17 protein-coding genes, 1 tRNA gene and 1 other RNA gene are annotated in these 22,648 nt (G+C 61.0%); 11 read left to right on the top strand and 8 right to left on the bottom strand.

Features of this window, described 5'->3' with window-relative positions; all coding sequences use genetic code 11:
• Positions 1-7: 7 nt before the first annotated feature.
• From BM113_RS09050 to BM113_RS09070, 5 genes are read right to left on the bottom strand one after another with little or no spacing between them, the layout of a single operon-like run.
• Positions 8-5,506: a DEAD/DEAH box helicase gene (locus BM113_RS09050; protein WP_245758009.1), complete on the bottom strand. Its 5,499-nt coding sequence runs from the start codon at positions 5,504-5,506 to the stop codon at positions 8-10.
• A gap of 32 nt (positions 5,507-5,538) precedes the next feature.
• Positions 5,539-6,375: a hypothetical protein gene (locus tag BM113_RS09055; RefSeq protein ID WP_089787276.1), complete on the bottom strand. Its 837-nt coding sequence runs from the start codon at positions 6,373-6,375 to the stop codon at positions 5,539-5,541.
• A gap of 1 nt (position 6,376) precedes the next feature.
• The gene (locus BM113_RS09060) at positions 6,377-9,454 is read right to left on the bottom strand and encodes a hypothetical protein (RefSeq protein ID WP_089787278.1); all 3,078 of its coding nucleotides are present in this window, start codon (positions 9,452-9,454) and stop codon (positions 6,377-6,379) included.
• Entirely contained in the window at positions 9,451-10,380 is a 930-nt protein-coding gene (locus tag BM113_RS09065; RefSeq protein WP_089787280.1) for a hypothetical protein, read from the bottom strand. Before BM113_RS09065 ends, BM113_RS09060 begins: the two co-directional genes overlap by 4 nt.
• Positions 10,377-11,243, bottom strand: coding sequence for a hypothetical protein (locus tag BM113_RS09070; RefSeq protein WP_089787281.1), 867 nt, complete (start codon positions 11,241-11,243; stop codon positions 10,377-10,379). Before BM113_RS09070 ends, BM113_RS09065 begins: the two co-directional genes overlap by 4 nt.
• Before the next feature lie 412 nt (positions 11,244-11,655).
• Between BM113_RS09070 and csa3 the strand changes: the two genes are divergently transcribed.
• Positions 11,656-12,333, top strand: a complete 678-nt coding sequence (gene csa3, locus BM113_RS09075) for a CRISPR-associated CARF protein Csa3 (protein ID WP_245758010.1) — start codon at positions 11,656-11,658, stop codon at positions 12,331-12,333.
• A 270-nt stretch (positions 12,334-12,603) separates the two neighbouring features.
• On the opposite strand, the gene BM113_RS09080 is transcribed toward csa3, so the two are convergent.
• Positions 12,604-12,678, bottom strand: a tRNA-Arg gene (locus BM113_RS09080).
• Between the two features lie 188 nt (positions 12,679-12,866).
• On the opposite strand from BM113_RS09080, the gene BM113_RS09085 reads away from it, so the two are divergent.
• The 5 genes from BM113_RS09085 to BM113_RS09105 all read left to right on the top strand — a co-directional run bounded on the left by BM113_RS09085 (position 12,867) and on the right by BM113_RS09105 (position 15,732).
• Positions 12,867-13,049, top strand: coding sequence for a DUF7511 domain-containing protein (locus BM113_RS09085; RefSeq protein ID WP_007142460.1), 183 nt, complete (start codon positions 12,867-12,869; stop codon positions 13,047-13,049).
• A gap of 95 nt (positions 13,050-13,144) precedes the next feature.
• Positions 13,145-13,996 (top strand): geranylgeranylglycerol-phosphate geranylgeranyltransferase, encoded by an 852-nt coding sequence (locus tag BM113_RS09090; protein ID WP_089787284.1) that lies wholly within the window; start codon positions 13,145-13,147, stop codon positions 13,994-13,996.
• Between the two features lie 282 nt (positions 13,997-14,278).
• Entirely contained in the window at positions 14,279-14,914 is a 636-nt protein-coding gene (locus BM113_RS09095; RefSeq protein WP_089787285.1) for an RAD55 family ATPase, read from the top strand.
• Positions 14,915-14,991: 77 nt separating this feature from the next.
• On the top strand, positions 14,992-15,408 hold the full coding sequence (locus BM113_RS09100; RefSeq protein WP_089787289.1) for a CoA-binding protein: 417 nt from the start codon (positions 14,992-14,994) through the stop codon (positions 15,406-15,408).
• A 129-nt stretch (positions 15,409-15,537) separates the two neighbouring features.
• A complete protein-coding gene (locus BM113_RS09105) occupies positions 15,538-15,732 on the top strand; it encodes a hypothetical protein (RefSeq protein ID WP_007142464.1) in 195 nt (64 codons plus the stop codon).
• Between the two features lie 154 nt (positions 15,733-15,886).
• On the opposite strand, the gene BM113_RS09110 is transcribed toward BM113_RS09105, so the two are convergent.
• Both BM113_RS09110 and BM113_RS09115 read right to left on the bottom strand, forming a co-directional pair.
• Positions 15,887-16,867 carry a PLP-dependent cysteine synthase family protein gene (locus tag BM113_RS09110; protein ID WP_089787291.1) on the bottom strand — a complete coding sequence of 327 codons (981 nt, stop codon included), beginning with the start codon at positions 16,865-16,867 and terminating at the stop codon, positions 15,887-15,889.
• Between the two features lie 143 nt (positions 16,868-17,010).
• Positions 17,011-17,334 carry a DUF5798 family protein gene (locus tag BM113_RS09115; protein WP_089787292.1) on the bottom strand — a complete coding sequence of 108 codons (324 nt, stop codon included), beginning with the start codon at positions 17,332-17,334 and terminating at the stop codon, positions 17,011-17,013.
• 143 nt (positions 17,335-17,477) lie between these two features.
• Between BM113_RS09115 and BM113_RS09120 the strand changes: the two genes are divergently transcribed.
• The 5 genes from BM113_RS09120 (at position 17,478) to BM113_RS09140 (ending at position 22,622) form a co-directional block, all read left to right on the top strand.
• Positions 17,478-17,849 (top strand): Hsp20/alpha crystallin family protein, encoded by a 372-nt coding sequence (locus BM113_RS09120; RefSeq protein ID WP_177209136.1) that lies wholly within the window; start codon positions 17,478-17,480, stop codon positions 17,847-17,849.
• A 180-nt stretch (positions 17,850-18,029) separates the two neighbouring features.
• Positions 18,030-20,300, top strand: coding sequence for a CDC48 family AAA ATPase (locus BM113_RS09125; protein WP_089787294.1), 2,271 nt, complete (start codon positions 18,030-18,032; stop codon positions 20,298-20,300).
• Positions 20,301-20,494: 194 nt separating this feature from the next.
• An RNA gene (gene ffs, locus BM113_RS09130) (signal recognition particle sRNA) lies at positions 20,495-20,806 on the top strand.
• Positions 20,807-20,921: 115 nt separating this feature from the next.
• Positions 20,922-21,641 (top strand): helix-turn-helix domain-containing protein, encoded by a 720-nt coding sequence (locus BM113_RS09135; RefSeq protein ID WP_089787296.1) that lies wholly within the window; start codon positions 20,922-20,924, stop codon positions 21,639-21,641.
• Positions 21,642-21,689: 48 nt separating this feature from the next.
• The gene (locus tag BM113_RS09140) at positions 21,690-22,622 is read left to right on the top strand and encodes a DMT family transporter (protein WP_089787297.1); all 933 of its coding nucleotides are present in this window, start codon (positions 21,690-21,692) and stop codon (positions 22,620-22,622) included.
• The last annotated feature ends 26 nt before the right edge of the window (positions 22,623-22,648 follow it).

A 22,648-nucleotide genomic window follows, 5' to 3' on the forward strand; every position in this document is an offset into this window, starting at 1 on the left:
ATGTTGGTCAGTCGGTGAGCTGTTCGTCGATTTCGTGGTTCGTGATCGGCTGAATGATCACGCTACCGTTGGCGAGGATGTCTCGAAGACGTTCTCGGTCGAACGACCGCTGGTCGTTCCTGACGTCACAGCCGTATTGGTAGAGACAGGACGGACACCCGTTCTCGCAGTCACAGTCGAACTGATCGCGCATAAGCCCGACTGCACGGTGGAACGCCCGGAACTCTCCGTCCGTCCGTTCGAAGAGGAGTCGCGCGACGTCGGACCCGCCCTCTTGAGACTCGAAGACGTCTACGTGATCCTCGCCGACATATTCGGCGAGGTCACGGATGTTGACGCCGCCGAGGTATTGCAGCGCGACTCGGAGGCCGTGAGCCAACGTGTGCGACAGGTCGCGGTCGTTGAGGTCAACTCGGACACCCTGAGTGTCGTACTGGTATCCAAGGCGAATGAACTCGGAGTCAGCACCGCGGCCGTTAGGGAAGTGGTCAGGGTCGGCGCTGCACCGACGCTCGTCGTCATCGTCACGATAGATGACGCCTGGACAGTTCTCTTCACCGCATACCTCGAAGGCTGTCGGCCTCGGATCGACCTCACCGGACTTGTACTTCGTCTTGTAGCTCTTCGTGTGCAGCAGAACCGAGTAATCGCCGTACTCGATCGTCCCGAGAGGATCGCCATCGGCATCCTGGAGTTCGAACGTCCGTTCAGAGTCGAACTCGAGTATCGACGTCTCCCGCTCGGCGTACGTGTTCTGGATCGGTTTGTTCGGTTCGTCGTGGAGGTAGCGCGCTTCGTCACCTTCTGCGGTCAGTTTGAGGTTGTCGTGGTAGGCATCGACCGAATCGAGTACCGCCAGTCGGCGTCGCTTGAGCGGTACATCGTTATCGCAATCACACCCGTCAGCGTCGAGGTCGTGCGAGGTGTGGCACGCCGGGCAAACGAGTTCCTCGGCCAGGTGATCTCCGTCGACGGCTTCGCTCACGGTATCCCGGAGGTCCGAGCTAGCCTTGTCGTCGAGTCGGACGCGCGAGACGGTGTACGTCTCCCCGCCGTCAAGGTAGGCGGCACCGGGGTGGAGTTCTGAGAGCGCCATCTGCATCGCGCGGCCGCTCCCCTGATCGCCGACGTTCCGGCGGTTGTACCCTTCGTCGACCAGGGACAGACCTGCCGTCGTGGCGACGCTCCGCATCGAGAAGTCGTATTTGCTTTCACGGGACTCTCTGAGGAAGTCGAAGTAGCTCGCACCACCTAGATCAGAGAGGTAGTCCTCGAGAACCTCGATGCGGTCCTTGAGGCCCCGGCGTTCGCGCATGATGCGTGCTCGTTCGTCTGACCCGGCCCGCTGCTGGTCACGACGCAACCGAGAGTTACGTCGTTTCAGGTTGGACAACTCACTTTCCAGTCCCCGTTTGTATTCGCGGTATCCAGTGATGTAGCGCTCGTCAAAGTTCGCGAGAACGTCGTCGACAAGGTGGCCGAACTCGCTCTGAGCGTGCAGGATTTCTCCATCACAGTCACTGTTGGTACACGTTTCGCGGTCGTCGTCAGTAGCATACCGCCGCTCACATTCTTCGCAGTAGCGGTAGTCGAGGAGAGATTCAAGGTAGTCGGCGATGTCTCGTTCATAGTCGTCGACGACTTCGCCGAGTACGTCGAGTTTTGAGTCGTCGCCACCGAGCGATAGCGTGTCGGCACCGAGGGACATCACGTGGGTCAGTTTACTGGCGTCGTCACGTTCGCTCTCGTCGAGCATGCTCCGACGGTGATAGGTATCTCCACCATCGATCGACCGCGCGCGACCGTGTCGACTGACGTCCCACGGAATAGTGAAGTTAGCCGCCACGTAGTCGAAGATCCCCCACGACAGCGAAACGCGTAGGACCTCCTCGTTGTGTTCGTTGAGCGGTACTGGAGTCGGATCGGTGTCGATGAGTTCGTCCGGGTGGTCGTAGTAGTAGTAGTCGATCGGGTTGCGCTGACTGACCGAGTGAACCATCGAAGAATGGGAGCTGCGCCCCGCACGCCCGACCCGCTGGAGGTACGCGTTCATGTTCGGCGGCGTCCCGTACAGCAGGAGTGCGTCGAGGTCACCGATGTCGACCCCGAGTTCCATCGTCGGTCCCGAAGAGAGGTGGTGGGGGTAGTTCTCCTCGCGGAAGAGGTACTCTAATTCCCGACGTTTGCGCTTATTCGTCGCCCCGAGATACTCCTCAGAGATGAGAATCCGCGTCTCTGAGTATTCGGCACGGTGGGCACGCTGTGTGAACCGGGGATGGGAGGTCGAGGCACGTTCGGCGAGCGACGTTCCGGACTGAACAGTGGACTGCGTATCCAGACCAAACTGGTGCTGGAGCGTCGTGTAGTACCGCTCAGTATCAGGGTCGAACCGAATACCATCACCGTCGCCCGCAACCGTAACAGCGAGCGCCGACGGATCGAACGAGACGTAGTCATCAGAGTGCCCGTAGGAGAGGATATTGCGGTCAACCAGCTTGTCGACGACTGCTTCGGCGGGCCTGTCGGGACTCGGATGGTCGAAGTTTGCGACACGATAGTCATTGCCCTCGTCGGCGAGTTCGCGGACGATAGCGCGCTCATCACCATCGAGTTCGTCGAGACCTGGGGCAAAGCGGACATCGAGCAGTCCTTCTTCGGTGAGGGAGCCGTCCCGCTCGCCCAAACGCTGGCTGTAGGTGTGTTCGAGTGCGCGTCGGGTGAGTCGATCCCGAAGCGCGTCATCGTCGTCCCAGCGCTTTCGGGGCTGATCTTTCAATCGTGACTTCAGGTCAAACTCGACACTCCTCGCGACTCGCGGCGGTTCCAGTGCATCGTTTACCTCGTCGACGATGTTCGCCGCGTCCTCGAGGACCTGATTAAACGGTGTCCAGTCGTTCCCGTCATTATGGGACGACGCACTTTCGATTAACAGTTGATCGAGAAGGGTCTCGACCTCTGGTTCCGAGAAGTCACGACTGAGCTCCTTCATGTCACGATGAGAGTCAGCGAACGACAGGAGCTTCGCCGCCTGTTGGCCCTCCTCGTCGGCGACGCGGCGCAACATGTACTGCGAGGTGGTCACCGCGAGATTGCTCGGTCCTCGCATCAGTTCGTCGAACCGGCGGTCAATCTCGTACCGGGCATACGGATGCGGGCACGGGACAGCCGACGGCTGCGAACTCATCGTGTGAATCCGCCCACTGGTGTCGATCGTCTTGTAGGCCTGATGATGACCGGTCCGCGGATGGATGTCCGGATCGTCACAGTTGCAGCCCTCGTCGCCGAGGAATGCCGTCTCACACGAACGGCAGTGTTGGTCGTCGTAAATCTCGAAGAGTCCGCGCTTTACGAACGACGATGAGCCACAGTCGCATTGATCAGGGGAATCATCGAAGAGGATCCGGCTACAATCGTCGCTCCCACAGACCCAGGGAAGGAACCTCGTCGAGGTGAGTGAGGAACCACAGTCGACGCACTGGTCAGGGGCCTGCTCGGGGTGTTCGTAAGTCGCGCCACATTCCGGGCAATCGAATCGACTCGCAACAGTAGCTAGCCCGAAGTCGGTCCCGTCACAGTTATCGCAGACTCGCTCAATCTCGTGAGCCGACTCACACTTCGGATTAACGCAGGTGAACGTCTCATCGTCGGTCCTGACGGTCTTGGAACCGCACTCGGGACAGTCACGGGTCGTCGTTCGCTCGGTTCGGAGTCCACAGTCGAGGCACTCGAGGAACGGCTGGAACGTCGTACGAACCATCTGGACGACATCGTCGCGCGCTACCTCACATCGGCGGCAGACGTGTTCCTCGTCTTGGTCGATCGTCCCGTGTTCGGTTGGCGTGTACGGCTCTAGTTGGTCGCAGCCTGGACAGTACCATCCGACAAGGTGTTCGTCGCTACAGTGTCGGCAGTAGGTAGAGCGCGTGACGAAGTCGAACCCACACTCGTTACAGTCGTCCTGTGGGGAGCGGTACGTTGCGTCACACGATGGACACGTATAGAAGCCGTCGATCGGCCAAGAGAACACGTGACTTCGGTTCTCCAGCATGCCGGAAAACTCACCGAGGGTCCGGACGTTCGCCACCAGTTTCGATGCTTCATCGGCGTCGAGATTCAGCGTCGTCGCTAACTCGTCGTGTAGTTGGGACCGCGTGAGTGGCCCATCGTACAACAACTGGTGGACGTAGCGAACGACCTGTGCGCCGGGGTCGTCCTCGGCTTCAGTGAGGTAATCGAAGAGAGCGTCACTCGCTAGCGTCTCCCGGCGGTCACGGTCGTAACTCGATGCATCCTCCAGCGTGTAGTCGAACGCATCGAGGCCCGGAACAACGTCGTCCGGCGCGGCCGTCGCACGCAGAATGCGGTCGACGGACAGACTGTGCGACGTTAGCTCTTCCGGAACATCGTCCGGAACCTCCCCATCGAGGTCGCGTGGTGACTCACTCACCTGTTTGACGTCGACGGCACCGCTAACCTTCTGGAACAACTCGACGTCGTTCTCGACGGTCGCACTGCTCGCGACGAGTTGTAAGTCATCGAGGCCGCGTTCCTCGCGGAGCGACTGGATTCGCTTCATCAGCGTCGACGTGTAGCTCCCGAACAGGCCGTCGTAGGTGTGGACCTCGTCGAAGACGAGGAATTCAGGTTCGTAGACGAACCGCTCGTGCTCGTCTTCGGCGTTAGTGTTGATGAGTCGGTAGTTGATCGTGTCCGGGTTTGTGAGCAGGATGTCAACGCCGTTCTCGAGGATGTCGTTCTTCGTTAGCCGCAGGAAATCGAGCGGAACGTCGTGCGGATCATCGTCTTCACAGTGCGCTTTCTCTGGGATGAGTTTGAACCGAGCGCCGGTGTTTCGGATCCGAACACCACCACCGCAGTCTTGGCATTTGTCGAGTTCGTCATTGTACCCAGGGCACTCGAAGTGACGGAAGGTCGCATTGAGGTACCCTTCGGAGCCTGATTCGCCGACATTCCGCGGGGTATCACCGTCGTAAATACCGACGGTAATCTGTTGTTCCGACCGTAGGTGGTTGTTGATGAGGTAGAGGTACTGGAGGAGGCGCTTCAACTGGTCCTGTGCGAGCGCCTTCGTCGGATAGATGAGCGTGGCCTTGACGCTCGTATCGTCACCCCCGTCACCATGCCGTTTGTTTTCGAGGATGCGGTTGAGGATGGGAATGAGCCACGCTTCAGTTTTTCCTCGTCCCGTCGCGGCAGTAATGACGGTATCATCTCCCTCAAGAATGGCCTCGATACTACGCTCCTGGAAGTCGTAGAGTCGTTCGAAGCCGATTTTCGAGAAAGCCCGGCGGATATGCGGCTCGAGACGTGCCGACCTGGCGAACGCGTCCCACGAACGGCCGCTCCAGTTCGGGATGTCGAGTGCCTGAAGGTAGGGGCCGCGCATCCCCGTGATGTCGTCCTCGCCGTCCGCCAGGCGATTAGCGACGCTACGCGCAGCCCGTCCACCACGACCGATAAAGTAGTCGTGGTATGCGGCTTGCATTTGTTCCGCGCTGGCGACGGGGTCCTTCATCGTTACAGGTTAAGCTCCACCGCCGATTCCAGTTCATCCACGCGTTTCATCTCCTCGAGCGAGTCGAGCGAGACATCAGCCAACGTAAGCTGTTGGGACTTACTGAGCGTCTTTACGTCCTCGATCGTGGAGTCTGAGAGGTCGTGTTTCTCTTGAAAGTCGTCGAAGCTCTGGAGCGATTGATGTTTCTCCCAGTCGCTGGTGGCGTTATCCCACTTTGATACGAAGCTCGTGGCGCTTCCGCTCGAGTCCATCAACTCTCGCGTCAGCAACGTGTGCATGTGGTTGAGTGTACGCGCGAAGTCCGAGTCCTGCCCACCGAGGATCTTCTGGAGTTCTTCCGCTGCCGCGACCTTTGTACTCCAATCGTTGCGCTTGCTGTCGAGTTGACTCTCAATGGTCTCGGTGACGTTCTTCACCTGCTTCTTCGCCGAGCGAATCTGCTCGATATGGGTCTCGACGTCCGGTGTCAGCTGGACTTCGAGGTCGCTCTGACCGTCTGCGCCAAGATCGTCGAGTTCCGCGTCTCCCTCGCCCATATCGTCGCTCTGGACGTTCTCGAGTAGATCCTCTTGAGTCACCTCGACCGCTTTCTCTGCCACCTGAACCGCACTACTGGTCATCGATGGCGCGGAACCGTCGAAGGCCTCCTCAAGCACTTTCTTGTAGTATTTCAGGTCTCGAAGGCGCTCGGCGAGGTCGTCGAGTTCGTCGTTCACCTCGCTGATGTTGTGCCGCGCGACCGAGACGTGATACTGCGTGTTCTGTGCCTGCTTGTGTTCTCGAGCCTTGTCTTCGAGAGCGTCAACGGCCGTCGGTAGTGATTTCGATTCGCTCATTTTACAGATCCTCCGTCAGAGAGACGATCGACTGGCGCTTCTGCTCGTAGTTACTGTACTCGCTGAGTTGCTTGATGCGATGTTCGAGATCGGCCCCGGTAGCGTGTTCCTGGTCTTGGAGATCGCTGATCAGCGAGTCGAACGCCTCGTATATCTCCCACGCTGCTTGTTCGTCTTGGCTCCGGGCGAAGTCGTGAAGTCGAGCGATGAACGTCACACCGGTTGCGTCACCCATGTTACGGAACTGCTTGACATCATCACGGAAGGCCGTGAGCTTCACTTCCTCCGGCGATTCGGTGAGCAGTTCGTAGGCGTCCTCGTAACTCGACTTGATCGGAACGTCCATCGCACCTGCGCACTGATACAACGTCTCGAACCACTCTGCGAGCTGGTCGACCGTATGGCCGCTGTCGTACCACCGTTCAACGGGTTCAAGCGCGTCCTGGATGTGTGATGCGTCGTCGTCGACCGTGAGCCGCTGGAGTTCTGCTGCGTAATCCGAAATCCGATCGAAAAGACTCGATACCTTGGTATTGGCGTTATTTCGCGTCGTTCCGACCTTGTACGCGTCAGCGAGTTCGTCGGTATCGATGACCATCGCAGCGTCGACGTGTGCCTCGAGGTCTTCGGCAACCTCCCTACGTGCTTCAGACAGGCGCTCGTAGTCTACGACGTTCGATTTGAGGAGGAAGAACCCCTCGATGAGGTCACTAATATCCCCCGACGACACGGTGAGGTCGGTGAACGCCTGTCCAAACGCGCTATCTCGATCGAAGTTTTCGACGATCGGTTTACCGTACGACTGATTGCTGTCATACTCCTCGAAGACGATTTCTGTGGGGATCTGATCGTCGTCGACCTCAACTCCACGGGCAGCGTTGATAAGGAAGAACTGTGCGAGGACCAGCGTTTTCTCTATCGTGAGTTCCTCGGGAAGACAGTCCTCGATCTCTTCGCGCATTTCATGCTGGAACTGGGCGACGTTAGTGTCTGCCCACGCACGGAGCTGATCGAAGTTCGTCGTCGTAGGGTCGAACATATCGAACAGTCCGTACTCCAGCATCGGTGTGTAGAGATCGGCGTGTTCTGCGCCCCATTCGAGTTCGATGTCGACGCTAGCTTGGCGTTGTTGGTCCCCTTGAATGGAGACCGGAATACTGTCGCCGCGAGCGTAGTAGATCCCACCGACCGACCGCGTCGAGGAGTTCGGATTACTCAGGCGCGTAGGGTTGTGCCACCGTTCGAGAACGGCGACTGCGCCGTCGTGGAGCGTGTCCGAACTGGGATACTCTTCGCCGCTCGTGACCCAGTCTTGGAACTCCTGGAATTTGCGCTGTCGCTCGCGTTCTTCCTCGCTCAGTTCTGGTTCGTCGATGACCTCAACCTGCTCGTCTTCTGGATCCTCGTCGTCTGCTGCTTCTTCGCCGTCTTCGACCTCAGAAGAGTTGCTTTCTGTATCGTCTCCGTCGTCCTCGGTATCGACCTCGTGATCCGGTACCGGCGGGTTCTTGATCTTATCGAGTACCGCACTCCCCTTGCCCTTGTCGAACACGACGTAATCGCCTTTCACAGCGGCAGTGTCGTCGTCCGGTAGTTCGATACCGAACGTTTCGAAGATGCCGACCTTGACCCCGACGCCGTCCTCGACAGGAACTCCGTACCAGCGGCTGACGTCTTGGTAGATTTGGTCGTATTTCATGTCGATCTCGAAGGTCGGCGTGTCGACGAACGAGTTCGACTTCATCGCTTCGTAAGGTGCCCACGTCGACTTGAGACAGTGCTTTACCACTCGAAGAAGCAACAGTCGCGGCGTCTTCCGGTTGCTTCCCTCGTCGTTTAGCTGTCGATAAGCGACGTGTATGAAGCGCTCGTTAAACGGGTATAAACCGTCGAAAGCTTCTGCAACGTCCTGAGGCGCATCTGCCGCATCAGAATTCCGTTCGATGGCACCTAGATACGATCGGGCGAGGGCTACCGAAGCATCGTCGTCGAGGAAGTACGCCTCGCCGTTCTCGTCGGTCATCGTTAGGTACCCCTCGGATCGGCCTTGCATGTACGTCGCTGCGTCTTCGCGAGCGAGGGCGTCGTCGATGTTGTCCTGCTCCCAACCGATCGTCCAACCGAGGACGATGTCGTAGCTGCTACTACTAAGTTCGAAGATGTGGTCTAGGAGTTGCTCTTTCAGGACGCTGAACGTCGTGAGGTCCTCACAGATGAGTACCGGCCGGATACCGCGCTCTTGATACATCTCCGAGTATTGCTGTAGCTGTTCCTTGAAGTCGCCCACGAGATTGCGGGAAAGGTATTCGTGAGCCTCGTTCTTCAAGACAGAGTACAGAACGTCTTTGTTCTCCGTGAGCTTCGTACTGAAGCTCAGTTGCAGGCGTAGAGTGCGGAAATCTGCGCGGGTTAGCAGATTGAAATCGGGATTCTCGTCACGAGACTCGAGAGCTTCCTGATACTCCCTGATGTTCTTGGCGAAGATTTCTCGCAGGTCGCTATTATCGCCTCTGCTCTCGGTCAGTTCCTGTATTTCTTGGTCTGAAAAGTGTTCGGTCGACCAGATACCGCGCATATACTCGACGATGGCGCTCGCCGCATCGGCGGGGTCGAGATCGTCGATGTTTCTGACATCAGTATCGACGTCGAGTGGTTCAGTGAGGACGTCGATGATCTGATCCATTCGGGTCTGGCTACGGGAGACGTGCAAGGCGACGTAATCTTCGACGCCATCGTCATCCTCGCCGTAACCATTGATCTGATACTTTGTCCACTCACAGAGCTGGCTTTTACCCGATCCGGGTTCACCACGGAGGATGAAAATACGGTTCGGGTCGTCGATATTCGACGCAGTAATCGCGTCGAGTACGTTCTCTTGGGTAACGAAGTCGCCCGAGATACCGAGTGGGGTCAGCGTGTCTGCGTAAATCCGATCGATGTCGACGTGGGTCTCTCGGAACTGTTCGGGCGTCTTCTTCTTCGTATGGGCTTCCGACGTGATGAAGTGGTCGACTTCCTCGTCGTCCCAGTATTGGGGCATCTCTCCGCTGGCCGGTGAATCTTTGATTTGTTGGCTCATTGGTGAGTGAGAAGTTGGTCGAGAGGGTACTGATACGCCGTTTCGTCCGGTCGAGAATGAATCGAAACGTGCGTCACGCTTCGTCTGTTTCCGCGGACGTCATCGTCGAGGTCTGCTGGTGGCACTTCTACCTGGTTCTGCGCGTCGCCGGGTGCAGACAGGGACAAGACCCCATCTTCCTCCATGTTACGGAGGACGTCAGCGATTGCAGGGTGAAGCCGCGGCGTTCCAGTTCGTGCCTTGTAGACGGTGAACAAGTTGTCGTTGATCCAGTTGAGTGCGCGTCGGAATTCACCGTTTTCAACTGTCTCTCCGTCGTAGCCTGCGTCCTCTCCCGAACTAGTTGGGGCGAGTATGAGCGCGTCGTACATCATTGCCCGACAGGGGCTCAGCACGAGACCGTCCTCGGTCTCCGACACGAGACCCAGTTGCTCGCACAACGTCACCCACATGTCGATCTTCTCGTCGGTCCAACTGAAGTCGTAGTCAGTCTCGCGCTTCAGGATGGTTCGAAGGTTGTCTCGGCCAGCGTTCACCGTTCGGCTCCCCTCACTCAATAGGGCACGGTGAACATCCCCAAAGTGGGACTGACGACCGTCCTGCTGATTGCAGTGGTATAGCAACTGTGCTTCGAAAGGGAGACCCTCGAAGTGCCGCTCGTTAATGGGTTCGACCGTATCTTTGATGTCTCCGGTCGGACTCTCGACGAGATCGACCGCATTCAGGAAACGAAGTGACCCTTCGACGTGATCGGTTTTCACCTCACCGCCGGTGGCTGGTCGACCGAATTTGCTCGTGACTTCCGAGACACTGGTGGTCCCCTGAAGTGAGCCGTAGATGTGTTTTAGCTCCGGTGCTCGCACCGAGATGAACCCGGTGAGTAGTTTGTCCGGCTTGTTGGTCGCCGGTGTGTATGTTGTACTCATATGTCCTCCTGGTGGCGATAACGATAACTGTCTAATCGATCTTCCTCGAATTCTACACGTTCGAGCATATCGAGCATGCTGTTCGCGACTTTCTGCGTGGGCCCGCGCTCAGTCCACGAACGGAGCGCCTCTCTGATGCGCTCGGAGTAATCTTCCAGTACACGGTCTACGTCCTCTCGAATGAGGTAGTAGAGGGGTGCCCAGGCGGGACTGTCAGCCGGAATCTGCGTGTAATCGAAGAGTACCGGAATCGAGCCTGCCTCGAGACCCTCCTGTTTGTGATGCGCAGAAATCTGATGGAAGAACAGATTCTGCGTTGTTGATAGCGGTAGATCCGAGTCGAGGTTGTACTGTATGTACCGCTTCAGCAGTCCTTTGTAATCGGTGACCGTGCACTCGAACTCGTCGATGAACGACTTCCCCGGTTTCTTCGTATGACGGGGCATCTTCGGTGTACTCGTATCAGTGACGAGCACATATGGCAGACCTTCCGGGCGCTTCCGCAGCAGCCGCCGAATAACATCCTGATCGTCGAACGTACTGTCTTCGTCCCGTAGTTCTCCCGTCAGCATCTCTTGGCTGACGTAGTGAACTAGTGGAAACTCGACACCATCCACCCCATTCTCTCGGAGATCCTCGTTCGGAAACAGTTCGTACTCGACGAGTCGCAACCCGTTGTCGTATATTTCGGGATGCGAGACTCTATCGAGGCCGAATTCGGCGAGGAACGGCAACGATCTGAGTTGCGCACGTGCTTGGGAACCAGTCTTTGCTAGTTGCGGATCCCGAATCACGAGAAACGAATCTCGTGTTCCGATGAAGTCCGCTAATGCTGGCGTCTCTGAGTCGGGTGGATCGTGCATCGTTCTGGTGATCGCTTGGGAGTTGGTTTCGGCGTCGGTGTGGGATGGACGCCGTCTGAACGCACCCATTGACCGTAGCTATCGCTACGTCGTTCTCGGCCTTCTCAGGCCGTGAACGTAGGGTGCGAACGCATAGCAGTCAGAGCGGAACCCACATAAAACTGTCGGGAAGGTTATAATTCCATAGATGCCTCTACTCGCCCCGTCGGCGAGATGAGCGAACACTTCACACTCTCTGTCGAATCATCATATAATTATCGGCGATGAAACAGTTAGACGTGAGTTGCGATAATGCGATACGGTAGATCGCGAACTAAACCAAGACATCGGATGTGCCAGTGATTTCTGGACCCTTCTCGTCGCTCCTGTTCGAATATAGTGCGCACTGTTGCACTATTCCGGAACAGTAACGATGCTTCGAGCAGATGCTATCGATATGCGCACATACCTCGCTCCATTGGGATTCGATAGTCGACGCGTAGTCAGACCAGTTTTGAGTGAAGGTATAGAGACAGGAGATCAAGTCGTATTACTGCAACCCGCAAGCAGTTCCGATCGAGGAGAGGATGCTTTTCAGGAAGTTCAAAATGTTCTGACGCAAGTAGTCCCGGACCTAGACTTAGAAACAGAGCATCTACCGTACACAGATTTTGTCGAGACAACGTTATACTGTGCTGATCTCATCCAAGCATCGGAAGGTGAAACCATCGTTATTTTGGGTGGTGGTGCGCGGGAATTACTGTTGCCACTAACAGTCGCGACATTCACTAGTGGTGAAAATATCGACACAGTGCTCCAAGTAGGCGATATAGATAGCAGTGTCCGACGGTTACCACGCTTGAATCTCCGCGGGGAAGTTTCGGACGCTGAAGCGACCCTTCTCGCCGACCTCCACGACCTGGATACAGTTTTATCAATAAGTGAAATAGCAGATGAGCTTGATAAGTCGAAGAGTACAATCGCACGCCATATCAATAGCCTAGAATCCGCGGGCTTCGTGCGGACCAGAAAGAATGGGAGAAGCAAAACGGTCGAAATCACCGACAGTGGTCGGATTTTCCTAAAGACAAGAGCTGCTAACGTTATCTGAAACGATCCGCTCTGTCCCTTCTAGCGGCATTATCACTATCTTGGAGAATAGACATCTTTGTGATGTTTATTCCAGACCTGCATTGAATTGTGTCCTATGGAAACGGTCAGAACCGAGATTTATGTCCCTGGACTGTCCAGTAAATCCTGGCGAATCGCAGGACAGCAGGAACCCCCGTTCGATAATCGAACGAAATCAAATGCGCGATCGGCGGCTCGTTTATAAACGATGTACCGCCGTCTTGCGAATGTGATCCGTTCGGAAAACGAATGGGCGCTGCAGGATTTGAACCCGCGGCAACTTGGTCCGAAGCCAAGCACTCTGTCCAGACTGAGCTAAGCGCCCGCACCCGTTCATTTCCGCGGGTTCCGTATAAGTGTCTCGATTCCCACTACGATTGATAGGCGAAACCACACCGCCCTGCCCGGATTCGGCACGGCTCGAGGGCCCCGACTCCGCTACGACTCGACCCGAATTCCCGGTCGATGAAAATCAGCGACGGCGGTCTTTAAGTGGAGATCCTACGACCGGATATGTCGCTGAACGAGGCCCCCATCCCCGACGATGGTCAGTCCGCGGACGAGCCCCTCGAGTTGCTCACGGACGACGAGGAGGTCTGGACGGCGGTTCCTGTCGACGCGACGGGGGACGACCGGATCACGAAGTGGATCTCGGTCGAGGACGATCTCCTCTGTGATCTCGAGGAGTGGCGATAGCCGAACGGCGCGGTCGACGAATTCTCCTGTTGCGGTTCCGTTGCGAGTCGGATCGCACCGTTTAACCACTCGGCCTGACCACTCACCGCTGTGCCATGACAGCGCGGGAGACGGTCCGAGGGTTGCTCGAGTTGACGCGGCCGGTGAACGTGATCGCCGCGAGCCTGTTGACGTTCATCGGTGCGTTCGTCGCCGGTGGGATCGCCGATCACGCCGCCGAGGTAGCGGCGGCGGTAGCCGCGACCGGCCTGGCGGTGGGTGCCGGAAACGCCATCAACGACTACTTCGACCGCGAAATCGATCGGATTAATCGGCCCGATCGGGCGATCCCGCGGGGAGCGGTGAGTCCGCGTGGAGCGCTCGCGTTCAGTATCGTCCTTTTCGCTGTCGCAGTCGTGCTGGCGGTGATGCTGCCGACGCTTGCGATCGCGATCGCGGGGATCAACCTCCTGAGTCTGGTGGCTTACACCGAGTTGTTCAAGGGACTGCCGGGGCTGGGGAACGCGCTGGTCGCGTACCTCGTTGGGAGTACGTTCCTGTTCGGTGCGGCGGCGGTCGGGGAGGTCGGCCCGGCGGTCGTCCTCTTCTTGCTCGCGGCGATCGCGACCCTGACTCGCGAGATCGTCAAGGACGTCGAGGATCTCGAGGGGGACCGCGAGGAGGGGCTCAACACGCTACCGATCGCGGTGGGCGAGCAGCGGGCGCTGTGGATCGCGGCCATTCTGCTGACGATCGGCGTTCTGGCGAGTCCAGTGCCGTACCTGCTCGGGTATTTCGATGTGGTGTATCTGGCACTGGTCGTGCCCGCGGACGCGGTGATGCTGGCCGCGGCCGTCCGAAGTTTCGACGATCCGACCACGGGTCAGTCGTGGCTCAAGTACGGGATGTTCCTCGCGGCGCTGGCGTTCGTCGTCGGCCGGGCGTCGCTCGAGGTCACTGGCGTGTGAGCGGCGTGTGGGCGGTGTCGACAGCAGCAGAACGCCGTGTGACCACGTGACCGCTGGCAGTTCGGCGTTCCGTCTCGTTCGACTTCCGCCGCCGAATGTGACAATCAAACCCGGCGCGCTGGTTCCGGATCTCACGGTGGGCTCGGCTCGTTCCATCTTCGAGGAGAACTCGTTCGTGGCCCCTATCAAAAGGATTATAAACTGGATCCTGTATTTTCATACCAGACGTTGGTACAGAGTGCTGGCTGCCGAGACGGTCACGGACGGATGTGAGTATCTGGTATGTATGACCTCGTAGATGTCCTCCCGGACACGGACCTCGGTCCGGGGACGAACATCCTTATCGCCGGTCCGCCGCTCACGGGCAAGCGGGAGATCGCGTTCGACATCCTCAGAAGCGGGATGAGCAGCGGCGACGGAACGATCGTCGTTTCGACCAAGGACAGTGCCGACAAGGTACTCGAGCAGTTGTCGTTGGACACTCAGGAGTCCGCGTCCGACACCGCTCCCGTCGGGGTCGTCGACTGTGTCACGAAACAGCGTGGTATCGGTGCCGTCGAGAACGATCCGCGGATCAAGTACGCGTCTTCGCCGGTCGATATGACCGGTATCGGGATCAAACTCTCCGAGTTCCTTCAGGAGTTCTACGAGAACCGGGGCGCGACGCAGAATCGGGTGCTGTTGCACTCGATTTCGACGCTGTTGATGTACTCGGACCTCCAGACCGTGTTCCGATTCCTGCACGTCTTTACCGGCCGCGTCCAGAGCGCCGACGCCCTCGGGCTGTACGTTATCGACTCGACGTCACACGACGACCAGACGATGAACACGCTCAAGCAACTGTTCGACGGCGTGATCGAACTCGAGGACGGCGACGGCGACGAGCCGGACATCACGACGGCAGGACTCTCTGCCTGAAACGGACCCCCGCTGGTCGTTAGGTTCCCGAGAGAGCGGACGATAGGTGTTTAGGCCGTAACCCGCTACGCTACGGTATGCCAGTCGAGTCCGACGCGGAGATCGAAGCGGTGCTCGAGGCCGAAACCGTCGCCGTCGTCGGCTGCTCGAGTACACCGGGCAAGGCGGCCCACGACGTCCCGGCGTACCTCGCGGACCACGGGTACGAGGTGTACCCGGTGAACCCGTTCGCCGACGAAATCCTCGGCCGACGAGCGGCCGATTCCCTTTCGGCACTCGACGACGCGGTCGACGTCGATGTGGTCTGTATTTTCCGGCCCAGCGACGAGGTGGCAGGGATCGTCGACGAGGCGCTCGAGCGCGACGACGTCGAGGCGATCTGGACCCAGTTGGGAATCGAAGACGACGAGGCGACAGTACGCGCCGAGCGGGCGGGAATGACCGTCGTACAGGATCGCTGTATGAAGGTCGAACACCGGCGGTTGCTGACATGACGACGAGCGACGATACGCTGGCGATCGTCCTATACCGCGATACGGCGGGCTTTGAAGGCCATGCGCCGGTTTCGACCCCAGCTACCGACAGAGACTTATTCGACAGAGGAGTACGCGGTACCAGTACCCATGTGTGACCGGTCCGGGAGCTGTACGAACGAGGGGACGTGCCAACTCGTCCTCAAGAACCGGAATACGGGGATGGAGATGGTGGAACATCACTGCAAGGCCCACCTCGTGCTTCGCGTCTGGGAAGTCGAACGCGACGACGAACTCGACGTCGTCGACGCGACTACGCTCCGTCAGCCACCGGCACCGGGGTGAAGCGGACGTTCGTGGAGCGACAGGGTCGAGATCGGGGTCGGGATCGAACGTCGCGATCGAAGGTCGATCCGAGCCACAGACGACGCGTCAGTCCCCTGGATTGACTTTTTCACTCTGAACCGGGGGCGCGGCGACCGGCCGTCGGCGGACCGGGTTACGAACTCCACTCGTCGAACGAACGATAGATTCCCTTCGAGAGGTATCGCTCGCTCGAGTCCGGGAAGACGGTGACTACGGTGTCGTGGGGGACGTCGATCGTCCCGTCGGCGATCCCGCGGGCGATGCGTTTCGCCGCGACGCTTGCTGCACCCGCGCTCGAGGCGACCAGGTGTCCTTCCTCGCGTGCGAGGCGGACGAGTTCGTCGTGGGCCTCGCGATCGGAGACAGCGTAGACCTCGTCGACCAGTTCGGGATCGAACAGTTCGTTCGTCGAGGGATCGTGCGTACCGATCCCCTCGATCTTGTACTCGTCTTCCTCGCGATCCTCGCCGACGACCTCGCCGTACAGCGACCCTTCCGGTTCGACGGCACCGACGTAGGTGTCGGGGTTCTGCTCGAGGGCGTAGCGGGCGATCCCCATGAGCGTGCCCGCGGTGCCACAGCCTGCGACGACGGCGCCGACCTCGTCGTCCAGCGCCTCGTAGATTTCCGGGCCAGTGGTCGCGTAATGTGCTTCAGCGTTCAGCGGGTTCGAGAACTGCTGGGGGACGACGGCGTCGTCCAGTTCTTCGGCGAGTTGCTGTGCACGGTCGATCGCGCCGCCCATTCCGTCCTCCGTCGGCGTGTTGATGATCTCCGCACCGAGTGCGTCCATCAGCTGTTGTTTTTCGACGCTGAACCGCTCGGGAACGACGAAGATCGCGTCGAGACCGAGCTGTTCGGCCGCGATCGCGAGCCCGATGCCGGTGTTCCCGGCGGTCGGCTCGATGATCGTTCCCCCGGCGGGGACGTCCCCGCGCTCGAGCATCCGCTCTAGCATGTAGCGGCCGATCCGATCCTTCACGCTCGCCCCCGGGTTGAACGACTCGAGTTTCGCGTAGATGCGTACGCCCTCGACGCCATCCTGTACGCGGACGAGCGGCGTGTCACCGATCGTCTCGAGTACCGACTCCAACGGTCGCTCGTGGGTCGTCATTGTGCTGGCAAATGTTGCCACTGTTGTTAGGTCTTGCTTTTACGCTCTCCCGGACCGGCGCTGCCGAACGATCGGACCGGTACGAAAATCCCCTCGAAGCGGGTGCGAGCGACCGATGAGCGTTCCTCGGCGTCGACGGCTCGTTAGGCTTCGGTCTCGCCGTCCTCGGCGTCGGCCGCGGTCGCGTCCCCGTCAGTCGCGTCTTCAGTCTCCTCGAGGTCCACGTCGTCGATCGCCGCGTCCGCGAGGATCTCCTCGCCGTCGATTCCCTGTTCGTCGGCGATCGCCAGCAGGAGTTCGCGCTGCTCGGTAAGCTGGTGGTCGATCCGGTTGACCGTGTCGTGGGTCTCGTCCATTTCCTCTTCCAGACTGATGATCCGCTTCTGGAGTTGCTGTACCTGTTTGTACATCGCTTCGGCCCGATCCGAGAGCCCCTGAAGCTTCTTTGCGGTGCTGCCGAGTCCCATGCCAGGACGATGTGTCGGCTCTGTAATGGGCCTTTTCCTCCATCGGAGTCTCCGGCTCGAGACGATGTGTTATCGAGTAACGTGGTTCGACAAATTTATTACGAACCGCGAACAATCTTCTACTGAATTCGAGGTGAACAGCCATGGTGCCCCGAGTGAACGCTCCCAGCACCTGGATGCAAGGCCTCGAGATGCCGTCCCGCCTGTTCGGCGACAGCGGTAGCGACTACGAACTGTACGAGGAGGACGACGAGTTCGTCCTCACGATCGACATGCCGGGCTTCGAGACCGACGAGATCGAGTTGGCGTGGGACGACGGCGTGCTCAACGTCGCCGCCGAGCACGTCGACGACGAGCGCGGTCGGAAGAAGACCTACCACCGTCGGTTCCGGTTCCCCAAGGTCGTCGACGACGAGTCGATCACCGCCGAGTACACCAACGGCGTGCTCGAGGTCCGGCTGCCGTCCGCCGAAACGACCGCCCGCGGCAAGACAATCCCGCTCGAGGGCGAGTAAGCCCTCGGTCCCGGTCGCTGACCGACAGCCCGTCAGCGACCCGTGAACCGGCACCCGGGTTCCGTCGGTGAACCCGGCGAACCCCTCGTCCCGACGACGAGGGTCGAACGAGGCCCTCGTCCGTCGGGCGTCCCCGCCGTTTTCCGACTTCGAACGCCCGAATCATCGCCGACAGGAACCATGCAGCTCCGCGTCAAACCACGCAAACGGAAGGACGCAGGGACCGGCCTCGCCGCGATCGACCGCGAGACGATGGACGACCTCGGCGTCTCGAGCGGCGAGTTCGTCGCGGTCGACGGACCGGACGGACGAGTGGTCGCCCGCGTCTGGCCCGGGCCCGCGGAGGACACGGGACGTGGTATCGTCCGCATCGACGGCCAGTTACGGAAGGCCGCCGGGGCTCGGATCGACGACCCGGTCTCGGTCGAGCCCGCGGACGTCGAGGGAGCCGACCGGGTTACCATCGCCCTCCCGGAGAACGTCCGGGTTCGCGGCGACCTCGGTTCCTATCTCCGGGACAAACTCTCCGAGCGCGCGGTGAGCCCCGGCGACCGGCTCTCCCTGTCGCTCGGCTTCGGGCTCCTCTCGACGCAGGCCGGCAGACAGCTCCCGATCACGGTCGTCGATACCGAACCGAGCGGCACGGTCGTCGTCGGCGCCGACACGGAGATCGACGTCGAGGTCGCGGACCGGGACCCGGACGAACTGGCCGTCGAGGCCGCCGGCCCGCTCGAGGGCGACGGTGCCGAGACCCCGACCGTGACCTACGAGGACGTCGGCGGCCTCGATCAGGAACTCGAGCAGGTCCGGGAGATGATCGAGTTGCCGATGCGCCACCCCGAGCTCTTCCGTACGCTGGGTATCGAGCCGCCCAAGGGCGTGCTCCTGCACGGCCCGCCGGGCACCGGCAAGACGCTGATCGCCCGTGCGGTAGCGAACGAGATCGACGCCCACTTCCGGACGATTTCGGGGCCGGAGATCATGTCGAAGTACTACGGCGAGAGCGAGGAACAACTCCGCGAGGTCTTCGAAGAGGCCGCCGAGAACGAGCCCGCGATCGTCTTCATCGACGAACTCGACTCGATCGCGCCCAAACGCGAGGAGGTCACCGGCGACACCGAACGACGGGTCGTCGCGCAACTGCTCTCGCTGATGGACGGCCTCGAGGACCGCGGCGAGATCACCGTCATCGGTACGACCAACCGCGTCGACGCCATCGACCCCGCGCTCCGACGTCCGGGCCGGTTCGACCGCGAGATCGAGATCGGCGTCCCCGACCGCGACGGCCGCGAGGAGATCCTCGGCATCCACAGCCGCGGGATGCCGCTCGCCGACGAGGTCGACCTCGAGCGCCTGGCCGAGAACACTCACGGCTTCGTCGGTGCCGACCTCGAGAACCTCGCCAAGGAGGCCGCGATGACGGCCATGCGTCGGGTCCGGCCCGACCTCGACCTCGATCAGGACGAGATCGACGCCGAGACCTTAGAGGAGATCGAGGTCACCGTCGACGACTTCAAGTCCGCGCTGCGGGGGATCGAGCCCTCCGCGATGCGCGAGGTCTTCGTCGAGGTTCCCGACGTCACCTGGGACGACGTCGGCGGACTCGCGGAGGCCAAAGAGCGGCTCCGCGAGAGCATCCAGTGGCCGATGGAGCACGCGGACGCCTACGAGCGGGTCGATCTCGAGCCCGCCAAGGGCGTCCTCCTGTACGGTCCCCCGGGTACCGGCAAGACCCTGCTCGCGAAGGCCGTCGCGAACGAGGCCGAGTCGAACTTCATCTCGGTCAAGGGGCCCGAACTGTTCGACAAGTACGTCGGCGAGTCCGAGAAGGGCGTCCGCGAGGTGTTCAGCACGGCTCGCGAGAACGCCCCGACGGTGATCTTCTTCGACGAGATCGACGCCATCGCGAGCGAGCGCGGGAGCGGCGTCGGCGACTCGGACGTCGCCGAACGGGTCGTCTCGCAACTGCTGACCGAGCTGGACGGCCTCGAGGAACTCGAGGACGTGGTCGTCGTCGCAGCGACCAACCGGCCGGACCTGATCGACGACGCCCTGCTCCGGCCGGGCCGGCTCGACCGCCACGTCGAGGTCGCCGAACCCGACGAGGAGGCCCGTCGCGAGATCCTCGAGATCCATACCCGCGACCGGCCGCTGGCCGACGACGTCGACCTCGCGGACCTCGCGGCCGAAACCGCCGGCTACACCGGCGCTGACCTCGAGGCGGTCTGTCGCGAGGCCGCGACGATCGCGGTCCGTGATCACGTCCGCGCCGAGGCCGAAGGCGAGGACCGCGACGTCGACGAGATCGAACTGACGGGCGACCACTTCGAACGGGCCCTCGAGGACGTCTCACCCGAGTCGGCCGCGGAGTTCGAGACGGGGCCGAGCGCCGGCGAGTTCGACGAGTTCCTCGAGGGAGCTGAGGCCGAGACCGGGACCGAGGCCGAATAGTCGGACGGTTCACGCCCATTGACTTGCGACCACTCGGTCGTCGATCATCGATAGTCGATCGTCGATCCCCGACGTTCGGCGCGGTCCCCTTCACAGGACCCGTCGAGCCTTCGGCGGGGGACGTCCGGGGCTGATCGCCGTCGGGTCCGGCGATTCTGGAGGCGAAAGGCCCTTAAGGTGCAACCGTCTACGAGGAAATGGATAGGTCGGGCAGTTTGGCCCTGCTCGTAACCCGCGCTATGGTCATTAGCGGGGACCGAACGCCGCGGGCGTCCGGTCAGACCGGCCGGGGCCCCGGGAGCCAACAGAGAAGCCTCGTCCGTCGGGGACAGCGGTCCGCGGTGGCCGTCCGCAGGGACGTCCCATCGCGGTTAGCCGGCGACAGCCCATCAGGCGCGGAAGCGAGCAGTGGACCGCCGGACACCTGTCGCTCGACGGGTCGCGGGGTGGAGAAGGCAACCGGGATTCCCCCGGCCGGAACGCCGGGCAATCGCGGAATCCACATTCATACGTCATTCCTCACCACCGCCGAGCCGTCAGGCCGGTAGACCGATCCGTTTCGATCGGTGCCGCGTTCGCCGTAACCGCAAGGCGATTGCCCGTCCGCGTCCAGATGCCCGTATGATCAGCCTCGCCCTGACGGTCCGGCAGTGTGACTGTCCGTTGAGCGCGGCGAGCGACGCCTACGACGTCGCGTTCGTGACTCCTCACTGGCGCTATCACCGCGAGCGGTCCACCCTCGAGTTGCGGGTCCTCGCCGACGCAGCCGACCGCGCCGCACTCGAACAGGGGCTGGACGTCGTTCGGAACCACGAGGAGACGACGAGGTTCGAACTGCTCGCCAAGCGCGGCGGGACGGGACGGGCCCGGCTCGCGATGGGGACGACCGACGTAATGGGGACGGTCGTCGACCACGGCGGTTACCTCACCGGGCCGTTCGAGAACGTCGACGGGAGCGAACGCTGGCAGATCGGGTTCGACGACGAGGCCGCCGCCGACGCGGCCCTCGAGACGCTCGACAACGCGGACGACGAGTGCGAACTCCGGAGTCGCCGGGTCCTCGATCCCGCGACTGTCCTCGAGGACGTGCGGGCGGAGGCGGTCGGCTCGACGGTGTTGGAGCGCGCCCGGGGCCTCACACCCACCGAACGCGAGACGCTCCGGCGGGCCGTCGAAGACGGCTACTACGACGTGCCCCGGTCGGCGACGCTCGGCGACCTCGCCGACGCGCTCGACGTGTCCGATCCGGCAGTCTCGAAGACGCTGCGGCGGGCCGAACGGAAACTGCTCGCGCCGACAGTGTCGGCCGTCGAGTCCGCTCGGCGGCGCGACCGGCGTTAACATTCTAACGAGAGCAACCATCCTCTTCGGACCCATAGCTCGAGTCGAATGCCGCTACTGTCGTCGAAGCCCGTGTGGTCGAGGCTCTCCACGTATCTGTTCGCGCTGGCGCCGCTCGCCGCTGCCGCGCTCTGGGGCGGCCTCTACGTCGTGAGCAAGTGGGGGTTCGACGCCGTCCCGCCGCTGACGCTGGCGTTCCTCCGCGTGGCGGTCGGCGCCGCCGCCCTGCTCGTCGTCGTCCGGGCGACCGCCCCGCGCCGGCGGTTTTCGCGTCGCGACCTGCTGGGGTTCGCCGCCCTGGGCGTGGCCGTCGCCGCGTCGCTTGCGACCCAGTTCCTCGGGACGGCCCTGACCACCGCCAGCCAGGGATCGCTCGTGACCGTGCTGACCCCCGTGTTTACCATCCTGCTCGGTGTGTCCGTGCTGGGCGAACGGCTCTCCGGTCGCCTGGTCGTCGGCATCGTCACGGCGACCGTCGGTACCGTCGTCGTGCTCTCGGGCCAGTACGACCTGGCGGAGTTGACCGGCTCGGCGACCGTCGGGATCGGGATGCTCCTGGTCGCGAGCGCGACCTGGGCGGTCTATACCGTCTTCGGAAAGCCGCTGATCGAACGCTACTCAGCCCTCGAGACGGCGACCTACTCCTGTGCCGTCGCGGTCCCGATCCTCGGGGCGCTGGTCCCGGTCGAGGTCGCGACGACCGGGGCGTCGCTGCGGGCGATCGAGCCGACGCCGGAGCTGGTCGTCGCGGTCCTCTACCTGGGACTCCTCGGAACTGCGGCTGCGTGGTACCTCTGGTACAAGGGGATGGAGTACGTCGACGCGAGCGTCGTCTCGGCGTTTTTCTTCGCCCAACCGGTCGTCGGCGCACTCTTCGGAGCGGCAGTACTCGGCGAGTCGCCAGGGTCGCGGTTCGTCCTCGGCGGCGCCGTAATGGCGGCCGGGATCTACCTGGTGTCGACGACCCGGGCGAGTGCGTAGCGACTCGACACACCGGACGGTACCAC

Source organism: Natronobacterium haloterrestre, assembly GCF_900112205.1.
Taxonomy (GTDB): domain Archaea; phylum Halobacteriota; class Halobacteria; order Halobacteriales; family Natrialbaceae; genus Natronobacterium; species Natronobacterium haloterrestre.